The 25,993-nt window shown below is 71.2% G+C and carries 22 protein-coding genes; 2 read left to right on the top strand and 20 right to left on the bottom strand.

Annotated features, from left to right (window positions below; translation table 11 throughout):
- Positions 1–6: 6 nt before the first annotated feature.
- The 5 genes from BIU90_RS11930 to BIU90_RS11910 all read right to left on the bottom strand — a co-directional run bounded on the left by BIU90_RS11930 (position 7) and on the right by BIU90_RS11910 (position 5,027).
- A complete protein-coding gene (locus tag BIU90_RS11930; RefSeq protein WP_071300455.1) occupies positions 7–555 on the bottom strand; it encodes a DUF501 domain-containing protein in 549 nt (182 codons plus the stop codon).
- Positions 556–612: 57 nt separating this feature from the next.
- Positions 613–1,152, bottom strand: coding sequence for a septum formation initiator family protein (locus BIU90_RS11925; RefSeq protein ID WP_217640919.1), 540 nt, complete (start codon positions 1,150–1,152; stop codon positions 613–615).
- 215 nt (positions 1,153–1,367) lie between these two features.
- Positions 1,368–2,657 (bottom strand): phosphopyruvate hydratase, encoded by a 1,290-nt coding sequence (gene eno, locus BIU90_RS11920; RefSeq protein WP_071300454.1) that lies wholly within the window; start codon positions 2,655–2,657, stop codon positions 1,368–1,370.
- A 98-nt stretch (positions 2,658–2,755) separates the two neighbouring features.
- On the bottom strand, positions 2,756–4,000 hold the full coding sequence (gene hisS, locus BIU90_RS11915) for a histidine--tRNA ligase (protein WP_071300453.1): 1,245 nt from the start codon (positions 3,998–4,000) through the stop codon (positions 2,756–2,758).
- Between the two features lie 346 nt (positions 4,001–4,346).
- On the bottom strand, positions 4,347–5,027 hold the full coding sequence (locus tag BIU90_RS11910; RefSeq protein ID WP_071300452.1) for a MazG family protein: 681 nt from the start codon (positions 5,025–5,027) through the stop codon (positions 4,347–4,349).
- A gap of 81 nt (positions 5,028–5,108) precedes the next feature.
- Between BIU90_RS11910 and nhaA the strand changes: the two genes are divergently transcribed.
- The gene (gene nhaA / locus BIU90_RS11905) at positions 5,109–6,287 is read left to right on the top strand and encodes a Na+/H+ antiporter NhaA (RefSeq protein ID WP_071300451.1); all 1,179 of its coding nucleotides are present in this window, start codon (positions 5,109–5,111) and stop codon (positions 6,285–6,287) included.
- A 212-nt stretch (positions 6,288–6,499) separates the two neighbouring features.
- On the opposite strand, the gene mfd is transcribed toward nhaA, so the two are convergent.
- The 15 genes from mfd to BIU90_RS11830 all read right to left on the bottom strand — a co-directional run bounded on the left by mfd (position 6,500) and on the right by BIU90_RS11830 (position 24,715).
- Entirely contained in the window at positions 6,500–10,102 is a 3,603-nt protein-coding gene (gene mfd / locus BIU90_RS11900) for a transcription-repair coupling factor (protein ID WP_071300450.1), read from the bottom strand.
- 69 nt (positions 10,103–10,171) lie between these two features.
- Positions 10,172–10,768, bottom strand: coding sequence for an aminoacyl-tRNA hydrolase (pth, locus tag BIU90_RS11895; protein WP_071300449.1), 597 nt, complete (start codon positions 10,766–10,768; stop codon positions 10,172–10,174).
- Positions 10,769–10,812: 44 nt separating this feature from the next.
- Positions 10,813–11,457, bottom strand: coding sequence for a 50S ribosomal protein L25/general stress protein Ctc (locus tag BIU90_RS11890; RefSeq protein WP_071300448.1), 645 nt, complete (start codon positions 11,455–11,457; stop codon positions 10,813–10,815).
- Positions 11,458–11,750: 293 nt separating this feature from the next.
- Positions 11,751–12,716, bottom strand: a complete 966-nt coding sequence (locus BIU90_RS11885) for a hypothetical protein (RefSeq protein ID WP_071300447.1) — start codon at positions 12,714–12,716, stop codon at positions 11,751–11,753.
- Between the two features lie 38 nt (positions 12,717–12,754).
- Complete coding sequence (locus BIU90_RS11880) at positions 12,755–13,414, bottom strand: response regulator transcription factor (RefSeq protein ID WP_071300446.1); 660 nt, start codon at positions 13,412–13,414, stop codon at positions 12,755–12,757.
- On the bottom strand, positions 13,411–14,709 hold the full coding sequence (locus BIU90_RS11875; RefSeq protein WP_071300445.1) for a sensor histidine kinase: 1,299 nt from the start codon (positions 14,707–14,709) through the stop codon (positions 13,411–13,413). The genes BIU90_RS11880 and BIU90_RS11875 overlap by 4 nt, the downstream gene beginning before the upstream one ends.
- A 105-nt stretch (positions 14,710–14,814) precedes the next feature.
- The gene (locus tag BIU90_RS11870) at positions 14,815–15,747 is read right to left on the bottom strand and encodes a hypothetical protein (RefSeq protein WP_071300444.1); all 933 of its coding nucleotides are present in this window, start codon (positions 15,745–15,747) and stop codon (positions 14,815–14,817) included.
- A 25-nt stretch (positions 15,748–15,772) separates the two neighbouring features.
- Positions 15,773–17,134, bottom strand: coding sequence for a D-mannonate dehydratase ManD (manD, locus tag BIU90_RS11865; RefSeq protein ID WP_254787034.1), 1,362 nt, complete (start codon positions 17,132–17,134; stop codon positions 15,773–15,775).
- Complete coding sequence (locus BIU90_RS11860; RefSeq protein ID WP_217640918.1) at positions 17,131–18,402, bottom strand: mannitol dehydrogenase family protein; 1,272 nt, start codon at positions 18,400–18,402, stop codon at positions 17,131–17,133. Before BIU90_RS11860 ends, manD begins: the two co-directional genes overlap by 4 nt.
- Entirely contained in the window at positions 18,399–19,286 is an 888-nt protein-coding gene (locus BIU90_RS11855; RefSeq protein ID WP_071300443.1) for a sugar phosphate isomerase/epimerase, read from the bottom strand. Before BIU90_RS11855 ends, BIU90_RS11860 begins: the two co-directional genes overlap by 4 nt.
- Complete coding sequence (locus BIU90_RS11850; RefSeq protein WP_071300442.1) at positions 19,283–20,482, bottom strand: Gfo/Idh/MocA family protein; 1,200 nt, start codon at positions 20,480–20,482, stop codon at positions 19,283–19,285. The genes BIU90_RS11855 and BIU90_RS11850 overlap by 4 nt, the downstream gene beginning before the upstream one ends.
- Positions 20,479–21,315, bottom strand: a complete 837-nt coding sequence (locus tag BIU90_RS11845; RefSeq protein ID WP_071300441.1) for a sugar phosphate isomerase/epimerase — start codon at positions 21,313–21,315, stop codon at positions 20,479–20,481. Before BIU90_RS11845 ends, BIU90_RS11850 begins: the two co-directional genes overlap by 4 nt.
- 81 nt (positions 21,316–21,396) lie before the next feature.
- A complete protein-coding gene (locus BIU90_RS11840; protein ID WP_071300440.1) occupies positions 21,397–22,347 on the bottom strand; it encodes a carbohydrate ABC transporter permease in 951 nt (316 codons plus the stop codon).
- Positions 22,344–23,375, bottom strand: a complete 1,032-nt coding sequence (locus BIU90_RS11835; RefSeq protein ID WP_071300439.1) for a carbohydrate ABC transporter permease — start codon at positions 23,373–23,375, stop codon at positions 22,344–22,346. Before BIU90_RS11835 ends, BIU90_RS11840 begins: the two co-directional genes overlap by 4 nt.
- Entirely contained in the window at positions 23,375–24,715 is a 1,341-nt protein-coding gene (locus BIU90_RS11830) for an ABC transporter substrate-binding protein (RefSeq protein WP_175470202.1), read from the bottom strand. Before BIU90_RS11830 ends, BIU90_RS11835 begins: the two co-directional genes overlap by 1 nt.
- Positions 24,716–24,872: 157 nt before the next feature.
- On the opposite strand from BIU90_RS11830, the gene BIU90_RS11825 reads away from it, so the two are divergent.
- Complete coding sequence (locus BIU90_RS11825) at positions 24,873–25,982, top strand: LacI family DNA-binding transcriptional regulator (RefSeq protein WP_254787033.1); 1,110 nt, start codon at positions 24,873–24,875, stop codon at positions 25,980–25,982.
- Positions 25,983–25,993: the final 11 nt, after the last annotated feature.

Genomic DNA, 25,993 nt, shown 5'->3' with positions numbered 1-25,993 from the left:
GGCTGGTCAGTGTTCGCCGCCACCCGCCCCGACTCCAGCGTCTGCGAGCCCATCATACGCCCGGCACTCACACCGGTCGGGTGACCAGCTCGCGCGCTCGAGCGCGAGGTCACCGATGGGGTTCACGCCGGGTCCGGCAGCGAGGGCGTGGCCGACGAGGGCGTGCAGGCACTTCACCCGGACGGGCATGCCGCCCGCGCTGATGCCCTCGATCTCGTCGACGTGCTCGATCGACTCGCGGTCGGCGAGGTAGGACTCGTGCGCGGCGCGGTAGCGCTCTGCCATGTCGTCGGTCTCGAGCAGCGCGGCGAGTTCGGGCATGACGCCCGTCGCCTCGAGCGTGCTGACGGCAGCGGTGGCCGCCGGGTGGCACAGGTAGTACAGCGTCGGGAACGGGGTGCCGTTGCCCAGACGCGGCTTCGTCGCGACGACCGTGGGGTTGCCGCAGACGCAGCGTGCCGCGATGCCGACCACGTCACGAGCGGGGCGGCCGAGCTGCGCGGACACCACCTGCACGTCGTGGTCGGACGGCGGGTCGAACGGAGGGGTCGTCACGGGAACAAGAGGCTACCCGAGTTCCGCAGGGGCCGTGCGCCGTGTGACGCCCTCGCCCTACTTGCTGGTGCCGGTCCCGGAGACGTCCGGAGCGACGAGCTGCTGCGCGGTCTCGTCCGACAGACCGGACTTCAGGACCGAGGACATCATCGCCTGCACCCAGTCGACCTTGGGGGTCTGCACCTTCGCGCTGACGGGGGTCCCGGAGTCGGTGGTCGGGGTCGCGTCGCTGGTGCCGGCGCTCTCGCCCTTCCCCATCACGAGGAAGCTCTGCTCCCCCGGGTAGACGTAGAGGAGACGGTCGCGGGCCTGCGCCTCGATGTAGGCGGGGTCGTCCCAGCGTGCGACGTCCTTCTGCTTCTGCGCGACGTCGGACTTCTGCTCGGCGACCTGGCGCTGCTGCTGCGCGATCTGCTCCTGCTGCTGGATCAGCGTGCGGAGCGAGGGGGCCAGCACGACCACGAACAGCACGATGATCGCGAGCATGATCAGGCTGAAGCCGGAGAACCGGATCGAGCGCCACCAGGGCTGCTCGGCCACGGCACCCTCGGGCATGGCCACGGGGACGCGGCGGACGCGGGGGTTCTGGCTGGGCACGGTTCGATGATGACACGGCGGCGGAGGTGGGCCGATCCGCCGCGCGCGTGTTCTGCACCCTCTCAGCGACCGGCCAGGGCCTGGAGGCGCGACTCTCGTCCGCCCCGCGGCGCTCGGACCGTCCCGTGGTCGCGATGGGTGCCCGCAGCACACGCGACGGAACGCCGCCCTCCACGAGGAGGACGACGTTCCGGGACGTGCTGCGACCGGTTCGACTACGACCAGTGCGACGCGGACCGCGGGAAGGCCGTGCGACCGGCGTAGACCGCGGCGTCGCCGAGCTCTTCCTCGATGCGCAGGAGCTGGTTGTACTTGGCGACACGGTCCGATCGGGCCGGCGCACCGGTCTTGATCTGCCCACCGTCGACCGCCACCGCGATGTCGGCGATGGTGGTGTCCTCGGTCTCGCCCGAGCGGTGCGAGAGGATCGCGGTCATGCCGTGGCGCTGTGCCAGGGAGACGGCATCGAGGGTCTCGGTCAGCGTGCCGATCTGGTTCACCTTGACCAGGATCGAGTTGCCGGCCTTCTCGTCGATGCCCCGCTGCAGGCGCTTCGGGTTGGTGACGAAGAGGTCGTCGCCGACGATCTGGAGCTTGTCGCCGAGCTCGCTGGTGAGGTGCGTCCAGCCTTCCCAGTCGTCCTCGGCCAGCGGGTCCTCGATCGTGGCGAGCGGGTAGTCGCGGGCCAGGTCGACGAAGTACTGGGTGAACTCCTGGGAGGAGAGCTGCTTGCCCTCGAACGCGTACTTGCCCTCGGAGAAGAACTCGGTCGACGCGACGTCGAGCCCGAGTGCGATGTCCTTGCCGGGGGTGAAGCCGGCCTTCTCGATCGCGGCGAGCAGGAAGTCGAGCGCGGCGCGGTTCGACGCGAGCTCGGGGGCGAAGCCACCCTCGTCGCCGAGGCCGGTCGCCAGGCCCTGCTTCTTCAGCTCGCCCTTGAGTGCGTGGTACGTCTCGACGCCCCAGCGCAGGGCTTCGGAGAAGGACTCCGCGCCGTAGGGCACCAGGAAGAACTCCTGGATGTCGACGTTGGTGTCCGCGTGCGCGCCACCGTTGACGACGTTCATCAGCGGGACGGGCAGCGTGTGCGCGTTCGGGCCGCCGAGGTAGCGGAACAGCGGCAGGTCGGCCGAGTCGGCGGCGGCACGCGCGACGGCGAGCGAGGCGCCGAGGATCGCGTTCGCACCGAGGCGCGACTTGTTCTCGGTGCCGTCGAGCTCGATGAGCGCGGCGTCGACCAGGCGCTGGTCGGTGGCGTCGAAGCCCTCGAGCGCGGGGCCGACCTCGTCGAGGACGGCTTCGACGGCCTTGAGGACGCCCTTGCCGCCGTAGCGGGCCTTGTCTCCGTCACGGAGCTCGTACGCCTCGAAGGCGCCGGTGGAGGCACCGGACGGGACGAGCGCGCGCGAGACGACGCCGTCGTCGAGGAGGACCTCGACCTCGACCGTCGGGTTGCCTCGGGAATCGAGGACTTCGCGTGCTCCTACGGCATCGATCACGGCCACGGGGTACTCCCTACACGTTGCGGTTGTGGTGCTTGCGGAACGATCCTACCGACGCGCGGTGAACGGTTTCGCTGCACCCGGTGACGACTGTGGACGACTCAGTCGAAGGGGCGGAACTCCACACCCTCGAGTGACACGGTGTCGGCGTGCACGGTCGCGAACGCGCCGAAGCCCTGCGCCGCGAGTCCCGCCAGCAGGTTCTTCGTGTTCTTGGTCCGCCGTTCGAGCCGCACGCGCTGGTGCTGCTCGAGCGCCTCGGCCTTGAGCGCGGCGAGCTGGACTGGGTCGACGTCCTTGTCGTACACCAGGACGACGGCGTCGGCGGTGGCGTCCTCGGGCAGCGACACCAGGTCGACCAGGCGCTCGAACCCGAGCGAGAACCCGACCGCGGGGACGTCCTGCCCGAGGAAGCGGCCGATCATGCCGTCGTACCGGCCCCCGCCGCCCAGGCTGTAGCCGAAGTCGGGGTGCGCGACCTCGAAGATCGTGCCCGTGTAGTAGCCCATGCCGCGCACGAGCGTCGGGTCGAAGCGCAGGTCGACACCGGGCAGCGCCTCGCGCAGGCGCAGCAGGTCGGCGAACGCCTCGGCGTCGAGCCAGTCGGCCCCCGCGACGCTGTCCCAGTCGGCGGCCTCGAGCGCGCCGATGGTCGCTTCGAGCCCGGGCAGCTCGGCGCCCAGGTGCTCGCGGAGTTCGGTCGCGACGCCGCCGGCACCGATCTTGTCGAGCTTGTCGACGGTGATGAGGGCACGGTCGGCGGCCGCGGCGTCGGTGATGCCCCACGTCGCCAGGAGCGCGAGCAGGATGCGTCGGTCGTTGATCCGGATCGAGGTGCCCGTCACCCCGAGGGCGTCGAGCGCGGCGGTGGTGGCCCGGATGAGCTCGATCTCCGCCAGCTGCCCGGGTTCCCCGAGGACGTCGATGTCGCACTGCACGAACTGTCGGTAGCGCCCCTTCTGCGGCCGCTCGGCGCGCCACACGGGGGCGATCTGCACGGCGCGGAACACCGACGGCAGCTCGGCGCGGTGTGAGGCGTAGAAGCGTGCGAGCGGGACGGTCAGGTCGAAGCGCAGCCCCAGGTCGGCCAGGTCGAGCGGTGCTTCGGCACTGCGGAGGTCCTCGACCGACAGGCCGCGCTTCATGATGCCGAACGCGAGCTTCTCGTTGTCACCGCCGAGGCCCGAGTGCAGGCGTGCTGCGTCCTCGACGACAGGGGTCTCGATCTCGTCGAACCCGTGCCGGGCGTACACGCCGCGCACCACGCCGAGGACGTGCTCGCGCCGTGCCTTGTCGGCCGGGAGGAAGTCACGCATGCCACGGGGTGCCGTCACGGTCGTCGCCATGCGGTCAATCCTGTCAGATCGCGACCTCGGGGTTGCGGGCATGCTGAACCACTGATATTGTTCATCCAGAACCTCGGTTCGGCGGGTGCCTGATCCACCTGTCGAATCGTTCGCGAGGGCACCGTGCTGCAGAGTGCCCCGCGGTTCGAGCGGGCATCCCTGCCGGCGCACTGTCCCTGGTTGCGCCGACTGCCCGCTCGCGGGCGTCCTCCTTTTTTCGGGTTGGGAGGGCGCCCGCACTTCTCCCCCGCGTTCCCAGCCCGCCTGACCGCCGGCCTTCGGGGCCCGGTCCGCCGTCCCGCCATCTTCGGGAGGACCGCCCCGCGTCCGTCGCTCGGCCGTCCGGTCAGTCCCCTGCGCGTCCTCCGGCCTCCAGCGCTCGCACCGCGGCCCGCAGGCTCTCGATCGGGTCGATCCCGGCCCGACGCGCTGCCGCGATCTGCCCGAGCATGGAGACGCCCCAGGCATCGTCGACGCCAGGCGACTCGACGGCAACCGACCCGACGTCAGCCGACCCGACGCCAGCACCAGCCGCACCGACGACGGCCGCGACCACCGTGTCGGCGTCGCCCCGCTCCTCCAGGCGCTCCAGCAGCTTCACCGCACGCTCCATCGGCGGCATCGCCCGCGGGACCCCGTCGAACACGCTGGTGCGCGTCGACTTCTCCGCCGCCTTCGCCGCGCGCCACACCCTGACGACGTCCTCGACCGTGTCGGCCCGCTCGTCGCCGAACACGTGCGGGTGCCGCCGCACCATCTTCGCCCGCGCCGTCTCCGCCACGTCGTCCAGGTCGAACTCCCCCGCACGTTCGGCGATCCCCGCGTGCAGGACGACCTGGTAGAGCACGTCGCCGAGCTCCTCGCGGACGTCGTCGCGGTCACCGGCGTCGATGGCGTCGACGAGCTCGTACGACTCCTCGACGGCGTAGCGCGCGAGCGAGGCATGCGTCTGCTGCCGGTTCCAGACGCACCCGCTGTCCGGGTCGAGCAGGCGGTCGACGACGGCAGAGAGGTCCGAGACGGTCATCACATCAGTATCGGATAGGCTGGCGGAGGCGTGTCGGGAAGTCTGGTCGACGGACCGTTTCCCGAACCCTCACGGAGTCTCATGCTCGCAGCAGTCCGTTCCCCGCGCTTCAGCGCCGTCGCCCTCCTCACCGCAGCCGTGCTCGGGCTCGTCCTGGCGAACACGCCGATCGGCCCCGGCCTCGAAGCCCTGCTCGACGTCCACGCGCCGTGGGGTGCGATCGGGCTCGACCTGTCGGTGGCGCACTGGATCAGCGACGGGCTGCTCGCGGTGTTCTTCCTCCTCGTCGCGATCGAGCTGAAGCAGGAGCTCGTCGACGGTGAGCTCTCGAATCCGAAGACGGCCGTCGTGCCGGCCATCGCCGCGGTCGGCGGGGTGCTGGTGCCCGCTGGCATCTTCCTCGCGGTCACCTCGGGCACGCAGTACACGCACGGCTGGCCGATCCCGACGGCGACGGACATCGCGTTCGCCCTCGGGGTGCTGGCGATGTTCGGCCGGGGGCTGCCCTCGACCATCCGGGTCTTCCTGCTGGCGTTGGCGGTGCTCGACGACCTCATCGCGATCGTCATCATCGCCGTCGTGTTCGCCCACGACACCGACTTCCTGGCCCTCGGCGGCGCGGCGGTCGTCCTCGTGGCGTTCTGGCTGCTCGGTCGGATGCTCCGGCCCGGTCGCGCTGGGCAGACGTGGATCATCGTCGCGATGGTCGTGCTCGGTGTCCTGACGTGGTGGCTCGTGTACCACTCCGGTGTGCACGCCACGATCGCCGGGGTCGCCCTCGGGCTGGTGCTGCCGCGTCGCCCTGGGCACACCCTGCACGAGGGCGTCGAGCCCTGGTCGAACGCGATCGTGCTGCCGGTCTTCGCATTCGCCTCGGCCGCGGTGGTCATCCCCGCCGTGGGCATCGGCGAGCTCTCCCCCACGTTCTGGGCCGTCGTCCTGGCACTGCCCGTCGGCAAGGTGATCGGCATCACGCTGTTCGGCGCCGTCGCGACGCGGCTGTTCCGCGGTCCGGGTCGCCCGTCGCTGTCGTTCTGGTCGATCGTCACCGTGGGGGTGCTCGGCGGGATCGGGTTCACGGTGTCGTTGCTCATGAACGAGCTCGCGTTCGCGGGCAACGCCGAGATCGTCGACGAGGGTGTCCTCGCCGTCCTGGTCGGGTCTGGCATCGCGATGGTCGCCTCGGCGGTCGTGGTGTCGCTGCGGGCGCGGCACCACCGCGCGCGGCGCGCACTGTCCGAGGCCGAGGCGACGGAGTAGCTGCGCTTCCGACTCGGAACGACACCATCGATGTCGTACGACGTCGGATCTGTCGCGGGTCGCGCGGGTCTGCGCCCGGAACGACACGGCCGATGTCGTACGACTTCGGCCGTGTCGTTCGGGGTCGGCGACGGGCCGTGGGCGCGACCCCGTGACGGACGGGAGGCCCGGTGCCAGCTGGTACCGGGCCTCCCGTCCGACGCGGGGAGCGTCTAGGACGCGGCGGGCGCCTCCGCGGGGGCAGCCGCGCCGTACACCGCGGTGAGGATGCTCTCGACCCAGGTGATCAGCCCGTCGTCGGGCAGGGCCTCGCCGTGCGGCCGCGGCATCGGGATGCTCGACGCGTTCTGCTGCGGGAACCACTTGGCCCCGGGGAACATCCGCTTGAGGCGCACCTGCGACGAGTCCGCGAGCTCCTTGCCCGCGACCCGCAGGTTCGAGCCCATGACGACCACGTCGGACAGGCCCACCTGCTGCGCCATCCGCCGGAGGCGCGAGACCTCGACCAGCGTCTGCACCGGCTGCGGCGGCGTGCCGTACCGGTCGGTGAGCTCGTCGAGGACCATGGCGATCGCGTCGGGCTGCGCGGTCGGAGCCGAGGCCGCCGAGAGCTTCTGGTAGGCCTCGAGTCGGAGCCGCTCGGACTCGACGTAGTCCTCGGGGATGTGGGCGTCGACGGGGATCTCGAGCCGGAGCTCGGTCTGCCCCTCGGCCACGTCGCCACGGAACTGCGAGACGGCCTCGCCGATCATGCGCAGGTAGAGGTCGAAGCCGACCCCGGCGATGTGACCGGACTGCTCGCCGCCGAGCAGGTTGCCCGCGCCGCGGATCTCGAGGTCCTTCATCGCGACCTGCATGCCCGCGCCGAGCTCGTTGTTCGCGGCGATGGTCTCGAGGCGGTCCTGCGCGGTCTCGGACAGCGGCTTGTCGGCGTCGTAGAGGAAGTACGCGTAGCCGCGCTCACGACCACGACCGACGCGGCCACGGAGCTGGTGCAGCTGCGACAGCCCGTACTTGTCGGCCCGGTCGATGATGAGCGTGTTCGCGTTGGCGATGTCGAGGCCGGTCTCGATGATCGTCGTCGAGACGAGCACGTCGAAGCGCCGCTCCCAGAAGTCGACCATCACCTGCTCGAGCGTCCCCTCGGACATCTGGCCGTGCGCGACGGCGATGCGGGCGTCCGGCACGATCTCGGCCAGGTGCGCCGCGACCGACTGGATGTCCTTGACGCGGTTGTGCACGTAGAACACCTGCCCCTCGCGGAGCATCTCGCGCCGGATCGCCGCCGCGACCTGCAGGTCGGACTGCGGGCCGACGAAGGTCAGGATGGGGTGACGGTCCTCGGGCGGGGTGGCCAGGGTCGACATCTCGCGGATGCCCGTGACGGCCATCTCGAGCGAGCGCGGGATCGGTGTCGCCGACATCGCCAGGACGTCCACGTTGGTCTTGAGCTTCTTCAGCTGGTCCTTGTGCTCGACGCCGAAGCGCTGCTCCTCGTCGATGATGACCAGCCCGACGTCCTTGAACTGGACGCCCTGCGAGAGGATCCGGTGGGTGCCGATGACGATGTCGACCGTGCCGTCGGCCAGGCCCGCCAACGTCTCCTTCGACTCCTTCTCGGTCTGGAAGCGGCTGAGCGCACGGAGGTGCACGGGGAAGCCGGCGAAGCGCTCCTGGAAGGTCTCCATGTGCTGGCGGACGAGGAGGGTCGTGGGGACGAGCATCGCGACCTGCTTGCCGTCCTGCACGGCCTTGAACGCCGCTCGGATCGCCACCTCGGTCTTGCCGTAGCCGACGTCGCCGGAGAGCAGCCGGTCCATCGGGATCGGGCGCTCCATGTCGCGCTTGATCTCGTCGATGGTGGTGAGCTGGTCGGCGGTCTCGGCGAACGGGAACGCCTCTTCGAGTTCGCGCTGCCAGGGGGTGTCCGGGCCGAACGCGTGCCCCTTCGACGCCATGCGCGCGGAGTAGAGCTTGACGAGGTCGACGGCGATGTCGCGGACGGCCTTGCGCGCCTTGGACTTCGCCGACGCCCAGTCCGAGCCGCCCATCTTCGACAGGGTCGGGGACTCGCCGCCGACGTACCGCGAGAGCTGGTCGAGCTGGTCGGTCGGGACGAAGAGCTTGTCACCGGGGAACCCGCGCTTGGAGGGTGCGTACTCGAGCACCAGGTACTCGCGCTGCGTCTTCACGGCGTTGCGGCCGCCGCTGGACACCTCGCGCGAGACCAGCTCGACGAACTTGCCGATGCCGTGCGTGGCGTGCACGACGACGTCGCCCGGCTTGAGCTGCAGCGGGTCGACGACGTTCTTGCGGCGGCTGGCGAGCTTCTTGACGGTGCGGGCGCCCTGCTGTGCGGTCCGACCGTAGAACTCGGCCTCGGACAGCACCGCGATGCGCGGGTCGGGGATCGAGAAGCCGTGCTCGACCGCGGCCGTCGTGACGATCGCCACCCCGGGCTGCGGCGGCGCGGTCACGGCCTCGGCCCGGGCAGCGACCCCGGCGTCGGCGAGGACCTGCACGGCACGCTCGACGAGGCCCTGCCCCTGGGCGGTGACGACCACGGCCCACCCGTCGTCGGTGAGGGCCTTGACGTGGGCGATCGCACCGTCGGCGCTACCGGCGAAGCTCGGGACGGCGTCGGCCCGGACCCGGACGTACTCGCCTGCCTCGGCGGCGGCGTCCGCGTCGGACAGCGGCTCGTCCGCGCCGCTGTCGAACGGTGAGATCGTCCACCACGTGCGCTGCCCACGCGTCTGCTTGAGCTGCGGGACCGTCAGGAAGTTGCCGGCGTCGAGGTCGATCGGCGCCTGGGCCCCGGCCACGGCAGCGCTCCAGGCGGCCTGCAGGAACTCCTGGTTCGTCTCGGCCAGGCTGTGCGCCCGGCCACTGACACGCTCGGGCGAGAACACCGCGATCGTGGCGTCCGTCGGCAGGTACGTCGTCATCGGCACGAGTTCGCGGACCAGAGCGGGTGCCAGCGACTCCATGCCCTCGACCGGGATGCCCTCGGCGACCTTCGCCAGCATCTGCGACAGGTTCGGGAACTCGTGGAGCATCTCCCGAGCACGCTGTCGGACGTCCTCGCTGAGGAGGAGTTCGCGGGACGCCGTCAGCTCGACGGACTGCTGGTCGTCGTCCGTGGAGCGCTGGTCGGCGACCGAGAACGCCTTGATGCCGTCGATCTCGTCGCCGAAGAAGTCGACGCGCACCGGGTGGTCGGCCGTCGGCGGGAAGACGTCGAGGATCCCACCACGGACGGCGAACTCACCGCGGCGGGTGACCAGGTCGACACGGGCGTACGCCAGGTCCACGAGCTGCGCGGCGATCGCGGCGAGGTCGTTGCCCCGGCTGCCCGAGCGGAGCACCACGGGAGCGAGCTCGGTCAGGTTGCCGGCGATCGGCTGCAGCGCCGCGCGGACGCTCGCCACGACGACGGTGGTCGGGCGGTCCTCGCCCGACTCGGCAGCGGTCTGCCACCGCTGCAGGGCACGGAGCGTGGCGATCCGGGTGCCGACGGTCTGTGCGCTCGGCGACAGGCGCTCGTGCGGCAGGGTCTCCCATGCCGGGAACTCGAGGACCTGGGCGTCGGGGAGGTAGCTGGTGAGCGCGCCCCGGACGGCTTCGGCTTCGCGCCCGGTTGCCGTCACGACGAGGACGCACTGCGGGCCCTTCCGTTCGCCCATGAGCGCGGCCAGCAGCGGCACGCGCAGGCCGTCGACCACCGAGAAGTCGGCGTCACGGGGAGCGGCGCGGAGGACGCGATCGAACGCGGAGGCGCGCGAGAGCGCAGGGATGATGCCCGAGATCGTCACTCAGGACATGGTACCGGCGACGCCCGACAGCGACCGCGCCGTGCGCGACGGGCGAACGCCGCGGCCAGGTCAGGACGGCGCGTGGACGCGCTGCTGCGCCGCGAGGAGCCCGAGGTCCGCGATCGCCTCGACCGCGTCGGCGGCGTCCGCCAGCAGGTTCGGCAGGGTCTTCTTCTCAGTGGGCGAGAAGTCCCGCAGGACGTAGTCGGCCGGGTCCTGACGACCGGGCGGGCGGCCGATGCCGACGCGCACCCGGGAGAACTCGTTCGTGCCGGTGGCCTTGATGATGTCCCGCAGCCCGTTGTGCCCGCCGTGGCCGCCGTTGCCCTTGAGGCGCACGGTGTCGAACGGCAGGTCGAGCTCGTCGTGCACGACGACGAGGTCGGCGGGGGTCGCGCCGTAGAACCCGAGCACGCTCGAGACGGGACCGCCGGAGGTGTTCATGAACGACCCGGGCTTGGCCAGGACCAGTCGCGGGCCGCCCGGCACCAGGCGCCCCTCGGCCACGGTGTTCGGGGTCTTGTGCTTCTTGAACGTCGCACCCATCCGGGCGGCGAGTTCGTCGAGGACCATCTGGCCGACGTTGTGACGGTTGCCCGCGTAGTCGGGCCCGGGGTTCCCGAGCCCGACCACGACGAGCAACGCCGCGGGCGCAGCTTCCGTCATGAGCGCAGTGCCATCAGCGTCGACCAGACGTCCCTGACCGGGTGTTACTCGGAGTCGGAGGACTCGTCGACGGGCTCGGAGCCGCCCTCGGTGCCGGCCTCGGCACCCGCCTCGGCGGACTCCTCGTCGGCGGCGATGTCGTCGGCGGTCGCACGCGGGGTGACGATCTGGACGACGAGCGCCTCGGGGTCGGTCTCGAGCTCGGCGCCCTCGGGCAGCTGCAGCTCGGACGCGTGGACCTGCTTGCCGTCCTCGAGGCCCTCGACGTCGACGACGACGTGCTCGGGGATCGCCGTGGCGAGCACGAGCAGCGAGACGCTGGAGAGGTCCTGCACGTGGATGGTGCCGGAGAAGGACTCGCCCTCGATGACGACGGGGACGTCGACGGTGACCTTCTCGCCGCGACGCACGACGACCAGGTCGATGTGCTCGATGATCTGGCGCACCGGGTCACGCTGGACGTCCTTGACGAGGGCGAGCTGCGCCGAGCCCTCGATGTCGAGGTCCACGACCGCGTTCGCCGTACGGACGAGCAGCATGGTCTCGTGGCCCGGCAGGCTGACGTGCTGCGGCTCGGTGCCGTGGCCGTAGATCACGGCGGGGATCTTGTCGGCAGCGCGGAGCTTGCGTGCAGCGCCCTTGCCGAACTTGGTGCGGACTTCCGCTGCGAGCTTGGTGTAGTCGGCCATGGTGCCTCCTGGTCTGGGGACGACACCGGGGTGCCGGCATCGTGGGGGGTCTGTGGTGTTGCAACTCGAACGCGTGCACGCGTGAGGAACGTTCCCAGAGCTTGCCGGGCATCCGCCGCGTCGATCACGGCCGCGCGAACGCGACCCTCGCCGAAGTCGTCAGCAACTCTACCAGTACCCGTCCGGGCGTGTCGTCACGTCGGCGGTGCCCGGGCGCGCAGGCGGCTCGCGACCAGGGCGGGGCGGACGGGAGGCACGGGGCGGCGCCGCCACGTGCCTCCCGTCCGGCCGGTTCAACCAGCGTCGGCTGGCGCCGCCGGCGCGAGCCGCCGGATCGTGGTGTCGAGACGACGGTCGACGTCGCGCTGGTCCGGCCTGGTGCGCCGGAGCTCCGTGGAATCGCTCGCGGTCACGTGCAGCAGGCGGTCCCACGCAGCGTCGTAGAGCGCGTCGCGGTACCCGGAGGTCTCCTGACAGGCGACGTCCCGCTGTGCGATCGCGACCTCGGCGTCCTGCACCGGCGTCGAGCTGATGTTCGTGCCGTGGTCCATCTGGATCGACTGGGACGGCATGTCGCTCGGTGCCTGCGGCAGGTCGATCACGTCCGCGGGGGCCATGCACGTGCGCCACCGTCCAGCCGCGGTGACGACGGCGGGGTCCTCTCGTGCGGCCATCGTGGCCAGGTAGGTCAGGCGCTTCGCGACGATCGACGCCGACTGGACGGCTCCGTCCGGGTCCGCCGTCCCCAGCGTGCGGTACGCCTGCTGGAAGCACCGGTCCACCTCCCGCTGCGGCGCGTCGGCGAAGGCAGCGTTCCGCGCCGGGTCCTCACCCCAGGTCCGGATGCCGTCCGCGTCGGCGCCGGCCGTCGAGGCACCGTGGTACCCGCGTGTCCGGGCGGACTCGGCGTCGAGCGGGCGACTCCAGGCGAGCGCCGGCGCGGTGTTCCCCCCGGCCGGGGTGTCACGCTCGTCGGAGAGCGCATCGAGCCCGGCCGCGGTCGCCCACGGCGGTGCGGAGTCGATCCCGATGGTCCGCAGGCAGGGCTGGACCACCAGGCTGAACGCGTAGCTGTCCTTGTCGCTGCCCGGCTGCACGTACCCGTCCAGCGGCATCGTCCACGATCCCGGGTCGCGGTGGACGGTCGGTGCGACCGCGACGTCGGCAGGCTCGGGCAGGTGCTGGACGACGCCCGCCGCGAGGCCGATCACGACGAGGGCGAAGGTGCCGCGCTTCGCGGCGCGGGTGGTGATGTGCATGGGTCCCCCTGGACTGGTCCGTGCTGCGTGGTCTTCGGTCAGGAGCGGACGAGGCCGCGTTCGTGGGCGGTGATGACGACCTGGATGCGGTTCCGCAGTCCGAGCTTCTGCAGCACCGAGCGGACGTGCGACTTGACGGTCGCCTCGCTGAGGAAGACCGATTCGGCGATCTCCGCGTTGCTCAGTCCCTTCGCGACGAGCAGGAAGACCTCGCGCTCGCGGGCGCTCAGGACGTCGAGCACTTCGTCGCGCCGGCCCGTCCACTCCGGCACGCCGCCCTGGGCGCGGAGCAGGTCGAGCGCTTCGGCCTCGGTCGGCGCCGGACGCCCCTCGTGCACGTCGCGGATGGTGGCGGTGACCACGTCGGGCAGCGCGTCCTTCGTCAGGAAGGCGGCCGCCCCGGCGCGCAGCGCGGCCACCACGGCGTCGTCGCGGCGGATCGTGGTCAGTGCGACGACGCGGGGACGGTCGTCACCCGTGGAGCCGAGCCGGGTCATGGCCTCGATGCCGCTCATCACCGGCATCCGGAGGTCCAGCAGCAGGACGTCCGGACGCTCGGCGGCACACAGGTCGAGCGCGGCAGCACCGTCACCGGCTGTGCCGACGCAGGTCATGTCGTCCTGGGCCTCGACGAGCATCTGCATGCCCGAGGCGAAGAGGCGTTGGTCGTCGACGACGGCGACGCGGATCGCGGTCATCGGACGATCCCGTCGGCGGGGCCGACCACCGCGGTCGCGGCGTCCCCGTCGGCGGGGCCGGCCACCGCGGTCGCGGTGTCCCGCTCGGACTCCGTTGCTCCCCGGAGGGTCGGCACCCAGGCCGTGACGACGAACTCGTGCGGCAGGTCGCCGGCCCCGGCGCGCAGCCATCCGTCGACCAGCCGGGCACGCTCCTGCATCCCGAGGATCCCCGAGCCGTCACCGTCGAGTTCGACGAGCGGCGCTGATCCCCGGGAGGCGACCACGATGCCCAGCCCGGGCCCGCGCCAGTCCAGGACCACGCGGACGTCCGCCGTCCGACCCTGGTGCTTCAACACGTTCGTCAGGCTCTCCTGCACGATGCGGTGGACGGCGTTCCCGACCGTCGGCAGCACGTCGGCGCGGTCGCCGTGCTCGACGAGGTCCGCCGCCATGCCGAGCTCTCGCATGTCCGCGACCGACACGGGCAGGTCGCCGAGACAGTGCCGGACGTCGTCCCCCGCGCCCTGGATCCGTTCGACGAGCGCACGGACGTCCCCGAGCGCGGACCGACTCACCTCGGCGATGTCCTGCAGGGCTCGGGCCGCGTGCTCGTCGCGGACCGCGATCGCCGCCGCGCCCTGCGCCTGTGAGACGACCACGGCGAGGGAGTGTGCCAGCGAGTCGTGGACGTCCCGGGCGATGCGCGCGCGCTCCTGTTCGGCATGGAGCTCCACGGTCGTCACCTCGGTCTCGCGCTCGGCCTCGACGACCCGCACACGAGCGAGGCCGATGCGCCAGGACGCCCCGATCACCACACCGATCGCCCACCCGATGCCGCTCGCACCGGCGATCGCGAGTGCGACGAACGGGAGGTTGGTCCGCGTGCCGGCGGAGGAGGCGACCCAGAGCCCCCACACGTCCTGATCGGCCACGGTGGGGACGACCATCGCCCACGCAGCGGCCCCGCTGGCGACCGCGAGCGCCGGGACCGCGAGCCACCGGAGCAGGTCCGAGCGACCGGCACCGACGATGCCGACCACGATCGCGATGGCGAGGTATGCGGGCCACGTCGTGTCCGTGGGGCGGTGCAGCAGGCGGAGCGCCTGGAGCAGCGGCACGACGACGACCAGGCCGAGGGAGGTGGCCGGCATCCAGTTCCCCAGACCGATGGCGACCGCGAACGCGGACACGACGACGATGTGCTCGACGAGTCCCGAACGCCCCGCTTCGGCGACGATCCACAGCACGAGGTAGACGACGCCGATGGCCGGGGCGACCACGTGGCGACCGCGGCGACGGAGGAAGGAGCGCATGCCGTCGAGCGTATGGCGGAGCCCGGTGCGCCTGCGAGCCGCGGCGACGTCTTTCATCCGAGGTGATGAGGACGCGTCAGTGCGGACACGTCGCGTGCGTCACCGTCAGCGTCCGAGGTCGCGGCGGTGCCGCTGCGCGGCCGCCAGCACGTCGCGCGCCCGGTCGCTCGCGGTCTCGGCGTCGTCCCGGTCGCGTTCACGTCGGCGCACGTCGGCGGTGGCCCGGTCGAGCTCCTGCTGCAACGCGGCACGACGGTCCTCGGCGCTCGCGAGGTCCGTCTCGGCGCGGTCGAGGGCCGCGTCGGCGTCGCGGGACTCGCCGCGCGCCGTGCTCTCGGCCTGACGCGCGGCTCGGCGGTCCGCAGCGTGGTCGCGCGGAGGCGCTACCGCATCGGGCTCCGGCGCCGTCTTCGCCGTCTTCGTCGTCCTCGTCGTCTTCGTCGTCCTGGAGGCACGACTCGCCGTCGCGGTCCGGCGCGCGCTGGTGATCGGGATGGGGTCGGCGCCGCTGCCGGACCAGGCCTCCGGTACGGCGTCCGGCACGACGAGCGCGCCGTCGAGGTCGACGTCGTCGAAGCCCGCGCTCTCGAGCGGCTGGACGAGCAGGCCGGACCGGACCGCGGCACCGGCGTGCGGATCGGCCATCGCTGCCTCGATCGTCGCGCGGACCTGGGCGAGCACGGCGGCCGTCACGGGATGGCCCGCGTCGGACGCCAGGTCGGCGCCGGCCTGGGCGAGCGCTGCCACGACCTCGGCACGCTGATGCCGGAGTGCTGCGATCGCCGCCGGGTCCGCGTCCGCCTGGGCCTGGCGGATGGCCGGCCCGAGGGCGACCGCCTCGTCGAGGGCACCGTCGTGGGCGAGCAGGTCGACGACCCAGGCCGCGGGTGCGGGTTTCCGGAGCGCACCGATCGCGGTGGCGAGGTCGCGGTCCTGACCCCGTGTGGCGCGTTGCCGGGCGGTGCGCTCCGTGACGAAGTCGGCCGGGGCGACGAGGAGCAGGTCGCGGGCGGCCTCGGCGAGCGCGGTGGTGTCCACGCTCGCCGAGGCTACGCGCGCTGGCTCACCAGTCGTGGACGGTGCCGTCGGCCAGGCGGTTGAACGGCAGGTAGGCCTGTTCGTAGGGGTACTTGCCCGCTTCGTCCACGTCGAGGCTGACGCCGAGGCCCGGCTCGTCACCCGGGTGCAGGTACCCGTCGGTGAAGGTGAACGTCTGCCGGAACACCTGGTTGGTGCGGTCGCCGTGCTGCATGTACTCCTGGATGCCGAAGTTGTGGATCGCCATGCCGAGGTGCATCTGTGCGGCGAGCCCCACCGGCGAGATGTCGGTCGGCCCGTGGAAGCCGGACTTGATCTGGTACATCGCGGCGTAGTCCATCGTCTTCTTCAGCGGTGTCACGCCGCCCATGTGGGTGACGGCGCCGCGGACGTAGTCGATGAGCTGGTCGCGGATGATGTCCTTGAAGTCCCAGATCGTGTTGAACACCTCGCCGATCGCGAGCGGCGTGGTGGTGTGCTGCCGGACGAGCTTGAGCGCCTCTTGGTTCTCGGCCGGGGTGCAGTCCTCGAGCCAGAACAGGTCGTACGGCTCGAGGGACTTGCCGAGCTTGGCGGCCTGCAGCGGGGTCATCCGGTGGTGGCCGTCGTGCAGCAGCGGCAGCTCGGGGCCGAACTCGTTGCGGACGGCTTCGAACACGGTCGGCACGTGGCGCAGGTACGCGCGGGTGTCCCAGTCCTCCATCGCGGGGAACGCGCCCCGTTGCGCGGGCTCGAAGTCGTACCGCACGCCCTCGTTGCCCTCGGTGGTCTTGTTCGACGCGATGCCGTAGATCGACTCGAGCCCGGGGACGCCGGTCTGCACGCGGATGGACCGGTAGCCCTCTTCCTGGTGCGCGCGGATGGAGTCGAAGAGCTCGGGCAGTTCCTTGCCGGACGCGTGGCCGTACGCCATCAGTCCGGTGCGGGAGGCCCCGCCCAGCAACTGGTACAGCGGCATGCCGGCGACCTTGGCCTTGATGTCCCAGAGCGCCAAGTCGACCGCGGCGATGGCGGCCATCGTGACCGGGCCGCGACGCCAGTACGACGAGCGGTAGAGGAACTGCCAGGCGTCCTCGATCCGGCTGGCGTCCCGGCCGATGAGCAGCGGGACGACGTGCTCGGACAAGTAGGACGCGACGCCGAGTTCGCGGCCGTTCAGGGTCGCGTCGCCGAGGCCGGTGACACCGTCGGCCGTCGTGACCTTGAGCGTGACGAAGTTGCGGTCGGGGCTGGTGACGATGACCTCGGCCTTGTCGATCAGCTGCCCACGGTCGGCGCTCGCCCAGGTGTCCGGGCGGCCGGAGGTGACCCCGCCGGTCGAGCGCTCGTCGGTCGCTCCGGGGACGGGGGCAGCCGGGTTCGTGGTGCCGGTCTGGTCGTCGGTCATGCGGGGACTCCTTCGTGGTGGGCGGCGCGGACGGAACGGATGTGGTCGGCCGCTGCGGTGACGGCTGCGACCACCCCGGGGGTGTCGAGGTCGGGGGCGATCACGGCGAGGACGTCGTGCACGTCCGAGCCTGCACCGGGCGCGCCGCGGTCGGTCACGAGCTCGGGCTGCTCGGAGCAGTGCAGCCACCACGCGGCGAGCAGGGTGGCGGCACCGGGACCGATCTCGGCGTCCGGGTCGCGCTCGAGTCGGTGACGGAGGACGTCGACCACGCGGACGGGCAGCTTCTCGGAGCCGCCCGACGCGATCTGCGTCAGGGTGTGGCGGATGCGGGGGTTCGCGAAGCGGTCGACCAGGGCCGCACGGGCCTCGGCGATCTCGGTCGCAGGCAGGGGCAGCTCCTGCGCTGCCTCGTCCCACAGCTGCTCCACCGCGGTCCGGCAGTCGGGGTCGTCCATCGCCTGCGCGACGGTCTCGTGTCCGAGCAGCAGCCCGAGGTAGGCCAGCAACGAGTGCGCGCCGTTGAGCAGCCACAGCTTGCGTTGCTCGTACGGGGTGACGTCGTCGACCAGGCGGACGCCGGCGGACTCCCACGACGGACGCTCGATGCCGTCGAAGACGTCCTGCAGCACCCACTCGGCGAACGGCTCGGTGACGACGGGGGCCCGGTCGCCCGGCAGTGCACCCGGCAGCTCGGCGATGGCCGAGACGTCGTCCGACGTGGTGGCGGGGGTGATCCGGTCCACCATCGAGCTGGGGAACGTGACGGTCTGCTCGATCCAGCCGCGCAACGAGCCGTCGGGCACCGCGTCGAGCACGGCATCGCGGAGGACCTGCCCGTTGTGGGTGAGGTTGTCGAGGCTGACCAGGGCGATCCGGCCGCCGCCGGATGCGCGTCGGGCGTCGAGGCCGGCGACCAGGCGCGCGGGGACGTCCGATCCGGAGCGGTACCCCTGCTCGGTCACCGTCAGCGTGACCACGGTCGTGTCGGGCGATGCGAGGGCTGCGGCGAAGGCGGCGTCGTCACTGCCGGGGTGGGCGGCGACGATCGCGTCCACCACCTCGGCCGAGTCGCCGTCAGCGGCACGGGTGACGAGCGTGTAGCGGCATCCCTGCGCCGTCAGGGCGTCTGCGGCGTCCGGCGACCGCCCCGTGAAGGCCGTGATCCCCCACGGGGTGCCGTCGGCGTGGACCGTGTACCAGGCGAGGTGGGCACGCGCGAACGCGCCCACCCCCAGGTGCACGATGCCGGGGCGGCGCATCGTCATGCGGACACCGGGACCAGGGACCGCAGGTACGCCAGGTTGTCCGCCGTGCGCTCCTGGAGCGGCAGGTCGGTGGAGAAGTCCTCGATCGTGACCCAGCCGTCGTACCCGAAGGCGGCGAGGTCCTCGAAGTAGCCGGAGACCGATGCCTGCCCGGTGCGCAACGGCGCCCACTCGTGCTGCCAGACGCTGCTGCCGTCGGCCCGGGTGTCGCCGGTGTCGACCCACCGGGCGTTCTTCACGTGCACGTGCGCCAGGTACGGGCCGAGCAGCTCGAACGCCGCGAGGTGGTCTTCCTGCCCTTCGATGACGAGGTTGCCGAGGTCGTGGATGACGCCGACGTGCTCGGGGTCGAGTCCGTCGAGCAGGCGCAGCGCGGCCGAGGCCGACGGCGTGATCGTCATGTGGTGCAGCTCGACCAGCGCCTTGACGCCGAGTTCGGCGGCACGTGACACCGCCCACTCGAGGTCGGCGCGGGTGCGGTCGAAGAGCTCCGGGTACGTCTCGCCGGTCCGCTCGCGCACCTGCCGGTAGACGGGCATGCTGACGCGGACCTGCCGGGCGCCGAGCTCGCTCGTGACCCGCAGCATGGTGTCGACGTCGTCGTGGTCCGCCGCCTGCTGGTAGCCGCCGATGCCCGAGTACGCCAGGCCGGCCTGCTCGGTGATGCGGGCGATCTCGCCGACGCTGTCCTTTATGCCGGTGTACTGCCAGGTCGACTTGTTGCCGGCCCAGAAGGACCGGTCCGCGGGCACGGTCTGCCCCGGTGCCGGGCGGTCGTCGACGATCCGCCACTCGATGCCGTCCCAGCCCTGCGCGGCGAGGGTCTGCGCGGCTTCGGACGGGGTCCAGTCGGGGGTCGATGCGGTGAAGACGGAGAACTTCATCGTGCTGCTCCTTCGGTGGTGGTGTCGTCCGGTACCGGGACGACGGGGACGACGTCGTCGTACCGGCCGTCGATCACGTCGTCGATCCGGACGGGCTGGCCGAGCGTCGCGCTGACGTAGAGCCCCCGGACGACGGCCAGCGACGTCAGGGCCGCGTCGACGGTGACCCCGGGCTCGCGCCCGGTCCGGATGGCGTCGACGATGTCGGCGTACTGGCGACCGTGCCCGGCGAGGAAGTGCTCGGGCTCCTGCGGGCCGCCGACCACGTGCTCTGCGCCGACGACGTCCGCCTTCTGGTCGACCGGGTCGGACACCGCGGTCGTGTTCGCGCTGGCAGCCGCCGCCGCGAGGGCGTCGGCATCGGGCGCGACGTGGAAGTACGCCAGACGGTCGTCGTCGACGATGGCCGACCCCTGCGTGCCGTAGATCGCGTACCGGGCGGAGAGGCCGGGATAGGCGGCGGTCGTGCAGTGGATCACGCCGAGCGCTCCGTTGTCGAACCGCACGGTGGCGACGGCGGTGTCCTCGACCTCGATCCGGTCGTGGGCGAGCAGACCGACCTGGGCGGAGATCTCCACCGGGCGACCGAGGGTCCAGACGAGCAGGTCGACGGTGTGCACGCCCTGGTTCATCACCGCGCCGCCGCCGTCGAGCTCCCACGTCCCGCGCCAGTCCCCGGAGTCGTAGTACCCCTGCGACCGGTACCACGCCACACTCGCGACGCCCGAGGTGACGCGTCCGAAGCCACCACCGTGCGCTGCCTGGGCGACGGCCACCGAGGCCGGATCGAACCGGTGCTGGCTGATGACGCTGACGACGAGCCCGCGCGCACGAGCGTCCGCGGCCAGGCGTGCGATCTCACGGGCCCGGGGCATGGTGGTGTCGAGGGGCTTCTCGATGACGACGTGCTTGCCCTGCGACAGCGCGGCCTCGGCGAGCGCGACGTGCATGCCCGACGGCGAACAGATCGCGACGACGTCGATGTCGGTCTGGGCGATCGCTTCCTCGATGGTCTCGGTGGTGAGCGGCCGGGGCGCACCCGACGCCTCGATCTCGTCCGCGGCGCTCGTCGCCGCTGCGGGGAAGGCGTCGACGAGCGCGACGACGTCGAGGTCCGGGTTCGCGAGGGCGACACGGGCGTGGTGGCGTCCGATCACGCCGGCCCCGACGACGGCGAGCTTCAGTGGGGTGGTCATCGCAGGGTGACTCCGATCTGGTCGGTGAGGCTCCGGAAGGCTCGTCCGGCTCGGCCGAACGCGGCGGGTCCGGAGAACCCGCCGAGGGAGGTGAAGTCGCTGAGGTGCGGCTCGAGGGAGGCGTACCCGGCGTACCCGGCGTCACGCAGCGCGGTGAGCGTGAGCAGGAGTTCGCCGTCGCCTTCGCCCGCCGGCACGACGGAGTGGTCGGCGGCCAGGGCGTCCTTCACCTGCAGGTAGTCGACGTAGGGCGCGAGCCGAGCCCACCCGTCGGTGAACGGCCGCACGCCGCACTGCACGTAGTTCGCGTTGTCCCAGGCCAGTCGGAGCGAGGACGAGCCGACGCTCTCGACGATGTCGAGCACCCGGTCGGGCACGTCGCCGTAGATGTCCTTCTCGTTCTCGTGCAGGAGCGTGACGCCTTCCTGCGCGGCGAGGTCGGCGAGCGCCTGCATCCGGACGAGGACGTCGTCACGGACGCTCTCGGCGGTGCGGCCTGCGAAGTAGAACGAGAAGATCCGGATGTTCGTCGTGCCGAGGGCGTGGGCAGCGGCGATCGCGCGGCCCAGGCGGCCGACCTCGTGCTCGACGGGCTCGTCCACCGAGACCTTGCCGATCGGCGAGGCGATCGCGGACACGGACTGCCCACGCTCGTCGAACAGCCGGTGGAGGCCGGCGAGCTGGTCGTCGTCGAGGTCGACGACGTTCACACCCCAGGCGCTGCGGACCTCGATCGCGCTGGCGCCGAGCGCCTGCAGCACCGCCACCTGGATGGCGGGATCGGCGTCGATCTCGTCGCCGAAACCGGACAGTTCCCAACTGGGCTGGGTCATGTGATTCCCTTCGTTGCTTCGATCCTGCAGGAGCGGGGCGGAGCCGCACCGAGCCTCCAGGCAGTCTGTGGAGAACGCGCGCTACTTGACGGAACCGGCGGTCAGCCCGCCGACCAGGTAGCGCTGGAAGATCAGGTACAGGGCGACCACGGGGACCGCGCACACGATCGAGGCGGCCATCATCTGGCCGTAGATCGGGACCGCGCCACCCTCCTGGGTGGTGCCGAGCACCTGCAGGACGACCGCCACCGTGCGGGTGTTCGGGGTCGTCATGATCGTGGAGAACAGCACGTCGTTCCAGCCGAGCAGGAAGGCGAAGATCGCCGACACGACGATGCCCGGCCACGACAGCGGCAGCACGATCTTCGTGAGGATCTTGGTCGAGGACGCGCCGTCGATGCGTGCTGCCTCTTCCAGCTCCTTCGGCAGGCCGCGCAGGTAGGTGACCATCACCCAGGTGGAGAACGGCAGCGCGAAGGTCAGGTACGTGACGAACAGCCCCCACCGGGTGCCGATGATCTGCACGCCGGTCGCACTCGCGATGTTCGAGAACACCACGAACACGGGCAGCAGCAGGAGCGTGCCCGGGATCGACTGCAGTGCGAGCAGGCCGCGCAGGAACGTCAGGCGGCCGAGGAACCGGAAGCGGACCAGCACGTAGGCGGTCGACACGGCGAGGGCGGCACTGGCGATCGCGACGGCACCGGCCGTGAGCATGCTGTTCACCAGTCCTTGGCCGAGCGCGACCGTCGACCAGATGTTGACGTAGTTCGACAGCGTGAACTCGGACGGGAAGTACTCGCCCCGCGCGACGGCGACGTCGGAGTTCACCGAGCCGAACACGATGTAGAGCACCGGGACGGCGATGAACGCGATGATGACGGCGATCACGGTGACCAGCAGCCAGCGCGGCAGCAGACGCGTCACGTCGGTGTCGTACGGCCGCTTGCCGCGTCGGCGCTGTCCCGGCGCCGTGATGCTCTCGGTGAGCGTCGCCGTCGGGCGGGTCCTGGTGGCGTTGAACGAGGTCATGCGCGGGCCCCTTCGATGTCGGCGGCCGCCGGGGCGGCCAGCGTCGCGCGGTCGGCGCGCCGCTGCTTGCGGTTCGGTCCGGCGTCGTCACCGGTGTCCAGCTGCACGGCTCGCAGGTAGACGAACAGCGGGATGGCGACGATCACCAGGGAGCAGATCGCCATCGCCGCGGAGAGCCCGAAGCGGAACGACTGGAAGCTGGCGATGTAGGTCAGGACCGGCATGACCTCGACGCTCGAGGGGAGCGGGATGCCGAACAGCACGAACGGCAACGTGAAGTTGTTGATGTTGTGCAGGATCGCGATGATCACGGCCAGGCTGAGCGGCCCCCGCAGGTAGGGGAAGACCACGTAGCGCAGCTTGATCCACCAGGTCGCGCCGTCGAGCGACGCGGCTTCGTGGACCTCCAGGTCCACGGCCTGGAGGCCCGCCAGGCTGAGCAGGTACACGAACGGCCACGACGTCCAGACCATGACCGCGGCGAGCGCCCAGTAGGACGCCGCTCCGTTCAGCCAGAGCACGTCGGTGTGGAAGATCGCGTTCACGACGCCCTGCGGCTGCAGCATCGTGCGGAAGAACGTGCCGACGACGAACGCGGGCAGCACGTACGGGATGAGGTAGATCGACCGGACGAGGCCGCGTCCCGGGAACCGGTTCTGCGTCGAGATCGCCGCGGCGACCCCGATCGGCACGGTCACGGCGGTGACCAGCACCGCGAGCGACGACGAGATCCAGATCGAGTGCAGCAGGGGCGAGTCCGTGATGGCCTCGGCGAAGTTCGCGAACCCGATGAACGGGGCGCTGAACCACTGGCGGAGCGTGTACTGGTCGAGGTCGAGCATCGCGATGTACACGCCGACGAGCAGCGGCACCACGATGATCGCGGCCATGAGCACACCACCCGGGATGAGCATCCAGAGCGGGCGCTCCTTCTTGTACAGCGGGGTCTTCCCGTGCGGGCGGACCGGGCGCTCGGACGCCTGGCCGCGCGGTGCCTGGGTGTGCCTGTCGGTCTGCGTGGCGGTCATCACAGGCCTCCGTTCTTCTGCCGGTCGAGCGTTGCCTGGGCGTCCTTCTGGGCGTCCTGCAGACGCTTCCGGAGCTGGTCGTCGGTGACCTCGCCGCTCTTGAGCGACGGGATCGACTGCACGACGACGTCGACGAGGGCGAGCTGGATGTCGGACCAGGCCCCCGTGAACGCGGTCGGCTTGGAGAGCTTGCCGGCGTCGATGATCGGCTTGAGCTGCGGGTTGTCGTCCGCCAGCTGCTTCGCCGCGGCCGTGTTCGTCGGCAGGTTGCCGAACAGGTCGTAGTACTCGAGCTGGGCCTTCTTGCTGCTGACCTGCTTGATGAAGTCGAACGACAGGTCCTGCTTCGTGCCGTAGTCGGCCACGACGAAGTTGTCGCCGGACAGGATGCTGGCGGCCTCGATGCCGTCGGCCGGGCGCTCGGTGGCTCCGGGCGGCACGGTCGGCAGCAGCGCGAACTCGTAGTCGCCGTCGATCTTGGTGCCCTTGAAGGAGTTGATCGCGGTGGTCGTCGTCATCGGGAAGAACGCCGCCTTGCCGTCGGTGAACTGCGCGAGGGCCTGGGCGTTGTTCCACCCGATCGCGGACTTGTCGACGACGCCGTCCTTCGTCACCCAGTCGAAGTAGGTGCGGTAGGCGTTCTGCACCGCCGTACCGTCGAGCTCGGCCTTCGTGCCGTCCACGAGCGTGTTGCCGGCGTTCTCCGACATGCCCCAGATGAACTTCCACGGGTCGAACCCGTCGGCGTACGCGATGGCCATGCCGTGCACGTCACCGCTCGTGGTCGCCTTCGCGTCGGCGGTCAGCTGGTCCCACGTGGTGGGCATCGACGTGATGCCGGCCTTCGCGAGCAGGCTCTTGTTCACCGCCATGACGAACGGGCGGCTGGCGAACGGGATGCCGATCTGCTTCGACGCGCTCGGGCCGGAGATGCCGAACGAGGCCGGGTCGAACTGGTCCTTGCCGCCGACGGCCTGCCACTGCTTCGCGCCCATCTCGACGAACGCGCCCGTGGCGTAGGCCGTCGGGGTGAAGGTGGTGCCGATCGCGTAGACGTCGGGGCCCTGCCCGGAGATGACGCTGGTCTGGATGGCGGTCAGCTCCTCTTGTGCAGACGAGTACGTCTCCCACTGGATGTCCGCGCCGGTCGTGCGCTTGAACTCGGCCGCGGTGTCCTGCTGCCACTGCTTGCGCTGCTTGGGGTAGGTCGTGTCCGCGCCCATCATGACGCGGAGGGTGTTCGGGTCGTCGCCGCTGCCGTTCACGATCGCGCATCCCTGCAGGGAGAGCGCGGCGAGGGCGACCACGACCACGGAACCGATCAGGGTCCGTGCCTTCATGGGGGTTCCTCCTCGAGCCACACCGGGCAACGCTGCCCGGAGGTGACACCACTGTCCCGCGGGTGGCAACAACCGGCAACCGGTTGCCACTTGTTGCCAGATCGTCCTAGCTTCGGACCACCGGGGCACCGTCGCGCCGGATCACCAGGGAGGGTGCATGACCGAGATCGACACGTCCCGCCGTGTCACGATCCGTGACGTGGCCGACGCCACCGGGGTCGCGCCCTCGACCGTCTCACGGGCACTGTCACTGCCGGACCGGGTGAACCGCGTGACGCAGCAGCGCATCCAGGACGCCGCGCGCGAGCTCGGGTACGTCCCGAACTCGCAGGCCCGAGCCCTGACGTCCGGACGCACCCGCGCGGTCGCCGTCCTGGTGTCGGACATCACGAACCCGTTCTACTTCGACGTCATCCGTGGCACGCAGCACCAGCTCGCCGCAGCCGGGTGGACGCAGCTGCTGGTCGACACCGAGGAGTCCGCCGACGCCGAGATGGCCGCACTCAGCGCCGTCTCCGCGAAGGCCGACGGCGTGGTCCTCACCGCATCGCGCCTGTCCGACACCCAGATCGCCCGGTACGCCGAACGCACCCCGCTCGTCGTCGTCAACCGTCGGCCCGCCGGGGTCCCCTCGGTGCTGATCGACACGCCGGGCGGGGTCGAGCAGGCCGTGCAGCACCTGGTGTCGCTGGGCCACCGGGACGTGCTGTACGTCGCCGGTCCGGACAGCTCGTGGTCGAACGAACGGCGGTGGAAGGCCCTGGTGCAGGTCGCCAAGCGCCTGGACGTCCGCGTGGCCCGGATCGGTCCGCACGCCCCCTTCGTCGACTCCGGAGCCGCGGCCGCCGACGCCGCGGTGAACGCCGGCGCCACGGCGTGCATCGCGTTCAACGACCTGATCGCGATCGGGATGCTCGGTCGGCTCCGGGAGCGCGGCGTCCGCGTCCCCGAGGACATGAGCATCGTGGGCTGCGACGACATCTTCGGCGCCGACTTCTGCAACCCGCCGCTCACCACGATGACCTCGCCGATCGAGCGGGCCGGACGCGTCGCGATCACCATGCTGCTCGGCCGCCTGGGTGCGCTCCCCGCCGAGCAGTTCCCGGGGGAACGGATGCGCGGGGCGGTGGCGCTGCCGACCCACCTGACCGTGCGCGAGTCCACCGGACCCGCACCGGGCCTGGCGTCCGTCACCGACCCCGCCGGACCCGCACCGGGCCTGGCGTCCGTCACCGACCCGACCACCCCGTCCAGCTCGCCCTCGTGAAGGAGCCGACC

Source organism: Curtobacterium sp. MCBA15_001 (genome assembly GCF_001864835.1).
Taxonomy (GTDB): domain Bacteria; phylum Actinomycetota; class Actinomycetes; order Actinomycetales; family Microbacteriaceae; genus Curtobacterium.
Note: the sequence above shows the minus strand (reverse complement) of the source record. Positions and strands in the feature narration are given on the sequence as shown.

Bases quoted from the DNA above. Each gene is read 5' to 3' on its own strand.
- hisS (WP_071300453.1), bottom strand. From the start codon at position 4,000: ATGGCGACGACCGTGACGGCACCCCGTGGCATGCGTGACTTCCTCCCG.
- BIU90_RS11910 (WP_071300452.1), bottom strand. From the start codon at position 5,027: ATGACCGTCTCGGACCTCTCTGCCGTCGTCGACCGCCTGCTCGACCCG.
- nhaA (WP_071300451.1), top strand. From the start codon at position 5,109: ATGCTCGCAGCAGTCCGTTCCCCGCGCTTCAGCGCCGTCGCCCTCCTC.
- pth (WP_071300449.1), bottom strand. From the start codon at position 10,768: ATGACGGAAGCTGCGCCCGCGGCGTTGCTCGTCGTGGTCGGGCTCGGG.
- BIU90_RS11890 (WP_071300448.1), bottom strand. From the start codon at position 11,457: ATGGCCGACTACACCAAGCTCGCAGCGGAAGTCCGCACCAAGTTCGGC.
- BIU90_RS11885 (WP_071300447.1), bottom strand. From the start codon at position 12,716: ATGCACATCACCACCCGCGCCGCGAAGCGCGGCACCTTCGCCCTCGTC.
- BIU90_RS11880 (WP_071300446.1), bottom strand. From the start codon at position 13,414: ATGACCGCGATCCGCGTCGCCGTCGTCGACGACCAACGCCTCTTCGCC.
- BIU90_RS11875 (WP_071300445.1), bottom strand. From the start codon at position 14,709: ATGCGCTCCTTCCTCCGTCGCCGCGGTCGCCACGTGGTCGCCCCGGCC.
- manD (WP_254787034.1), bottom strand. From the start codon at position 17,134: ATGACCGACGACCAGACCGGCACCACGAACCCGGCTGCCCCCGTCCCC.
- BIU90_RS11860 (WP_217640918.1), bottom strand. From the start codon at position 18,402: ATGACGATGCGCCGCCCCGGCATCGTGCACCTGGGGGTGGGCGCGTTC.
- BIU90_RS11855 (WP_071300443.1), bottom strand. From the start codon at position 19,286: ATGAAGTTCTCCGTCTTCACCGCATCGACCCCCGACTGGACCCCGTCC.
- BIU90_RS11850 (WP_071300442.1), bottom strand. From the start codon at position 20,482: ATGACCACCCCACTGAAGCTCGCCGTCGTCGGGGCCGGCGTGATCGGA.
- BIU90_RS11845 (WP_071300441.1), bottom strand. From the start codon at position 21,315: ATGACCCAGCCCAGTTGGGAACTGTCCGGTTTCGGCGACGAGATCGAC.
- BIU90_RS11840 (WP_071300440.1), bottom strand. From the start codon at position 22,347: ATGACCTCGTTCAACGCCACCAGGACCCGCCCGACGGCGACGCTCACC.
- BIU90_RS11835 (WP_071300439.1), bottom strand. From the start codon at position 23,375: ATGACCGCCACGCAGACCGACAGGCACACCCAGGCACCGCGCGGCCAG.
- BIU90_RS11830 (WP_175470202.1), bottom strand. From the start codon at position 24,715: ATGAAGGCACGGACCCTGATCGGTTCCGTGGTCGTGGTCGCCCTCGCC.
- BIU90_RS11825 (WP_254787033.1), top strand. From the start codon at position 24,873: ATGACCGAGATCGACACGTCCCGCCGTGTCACGATCCGTGACGTGGCC.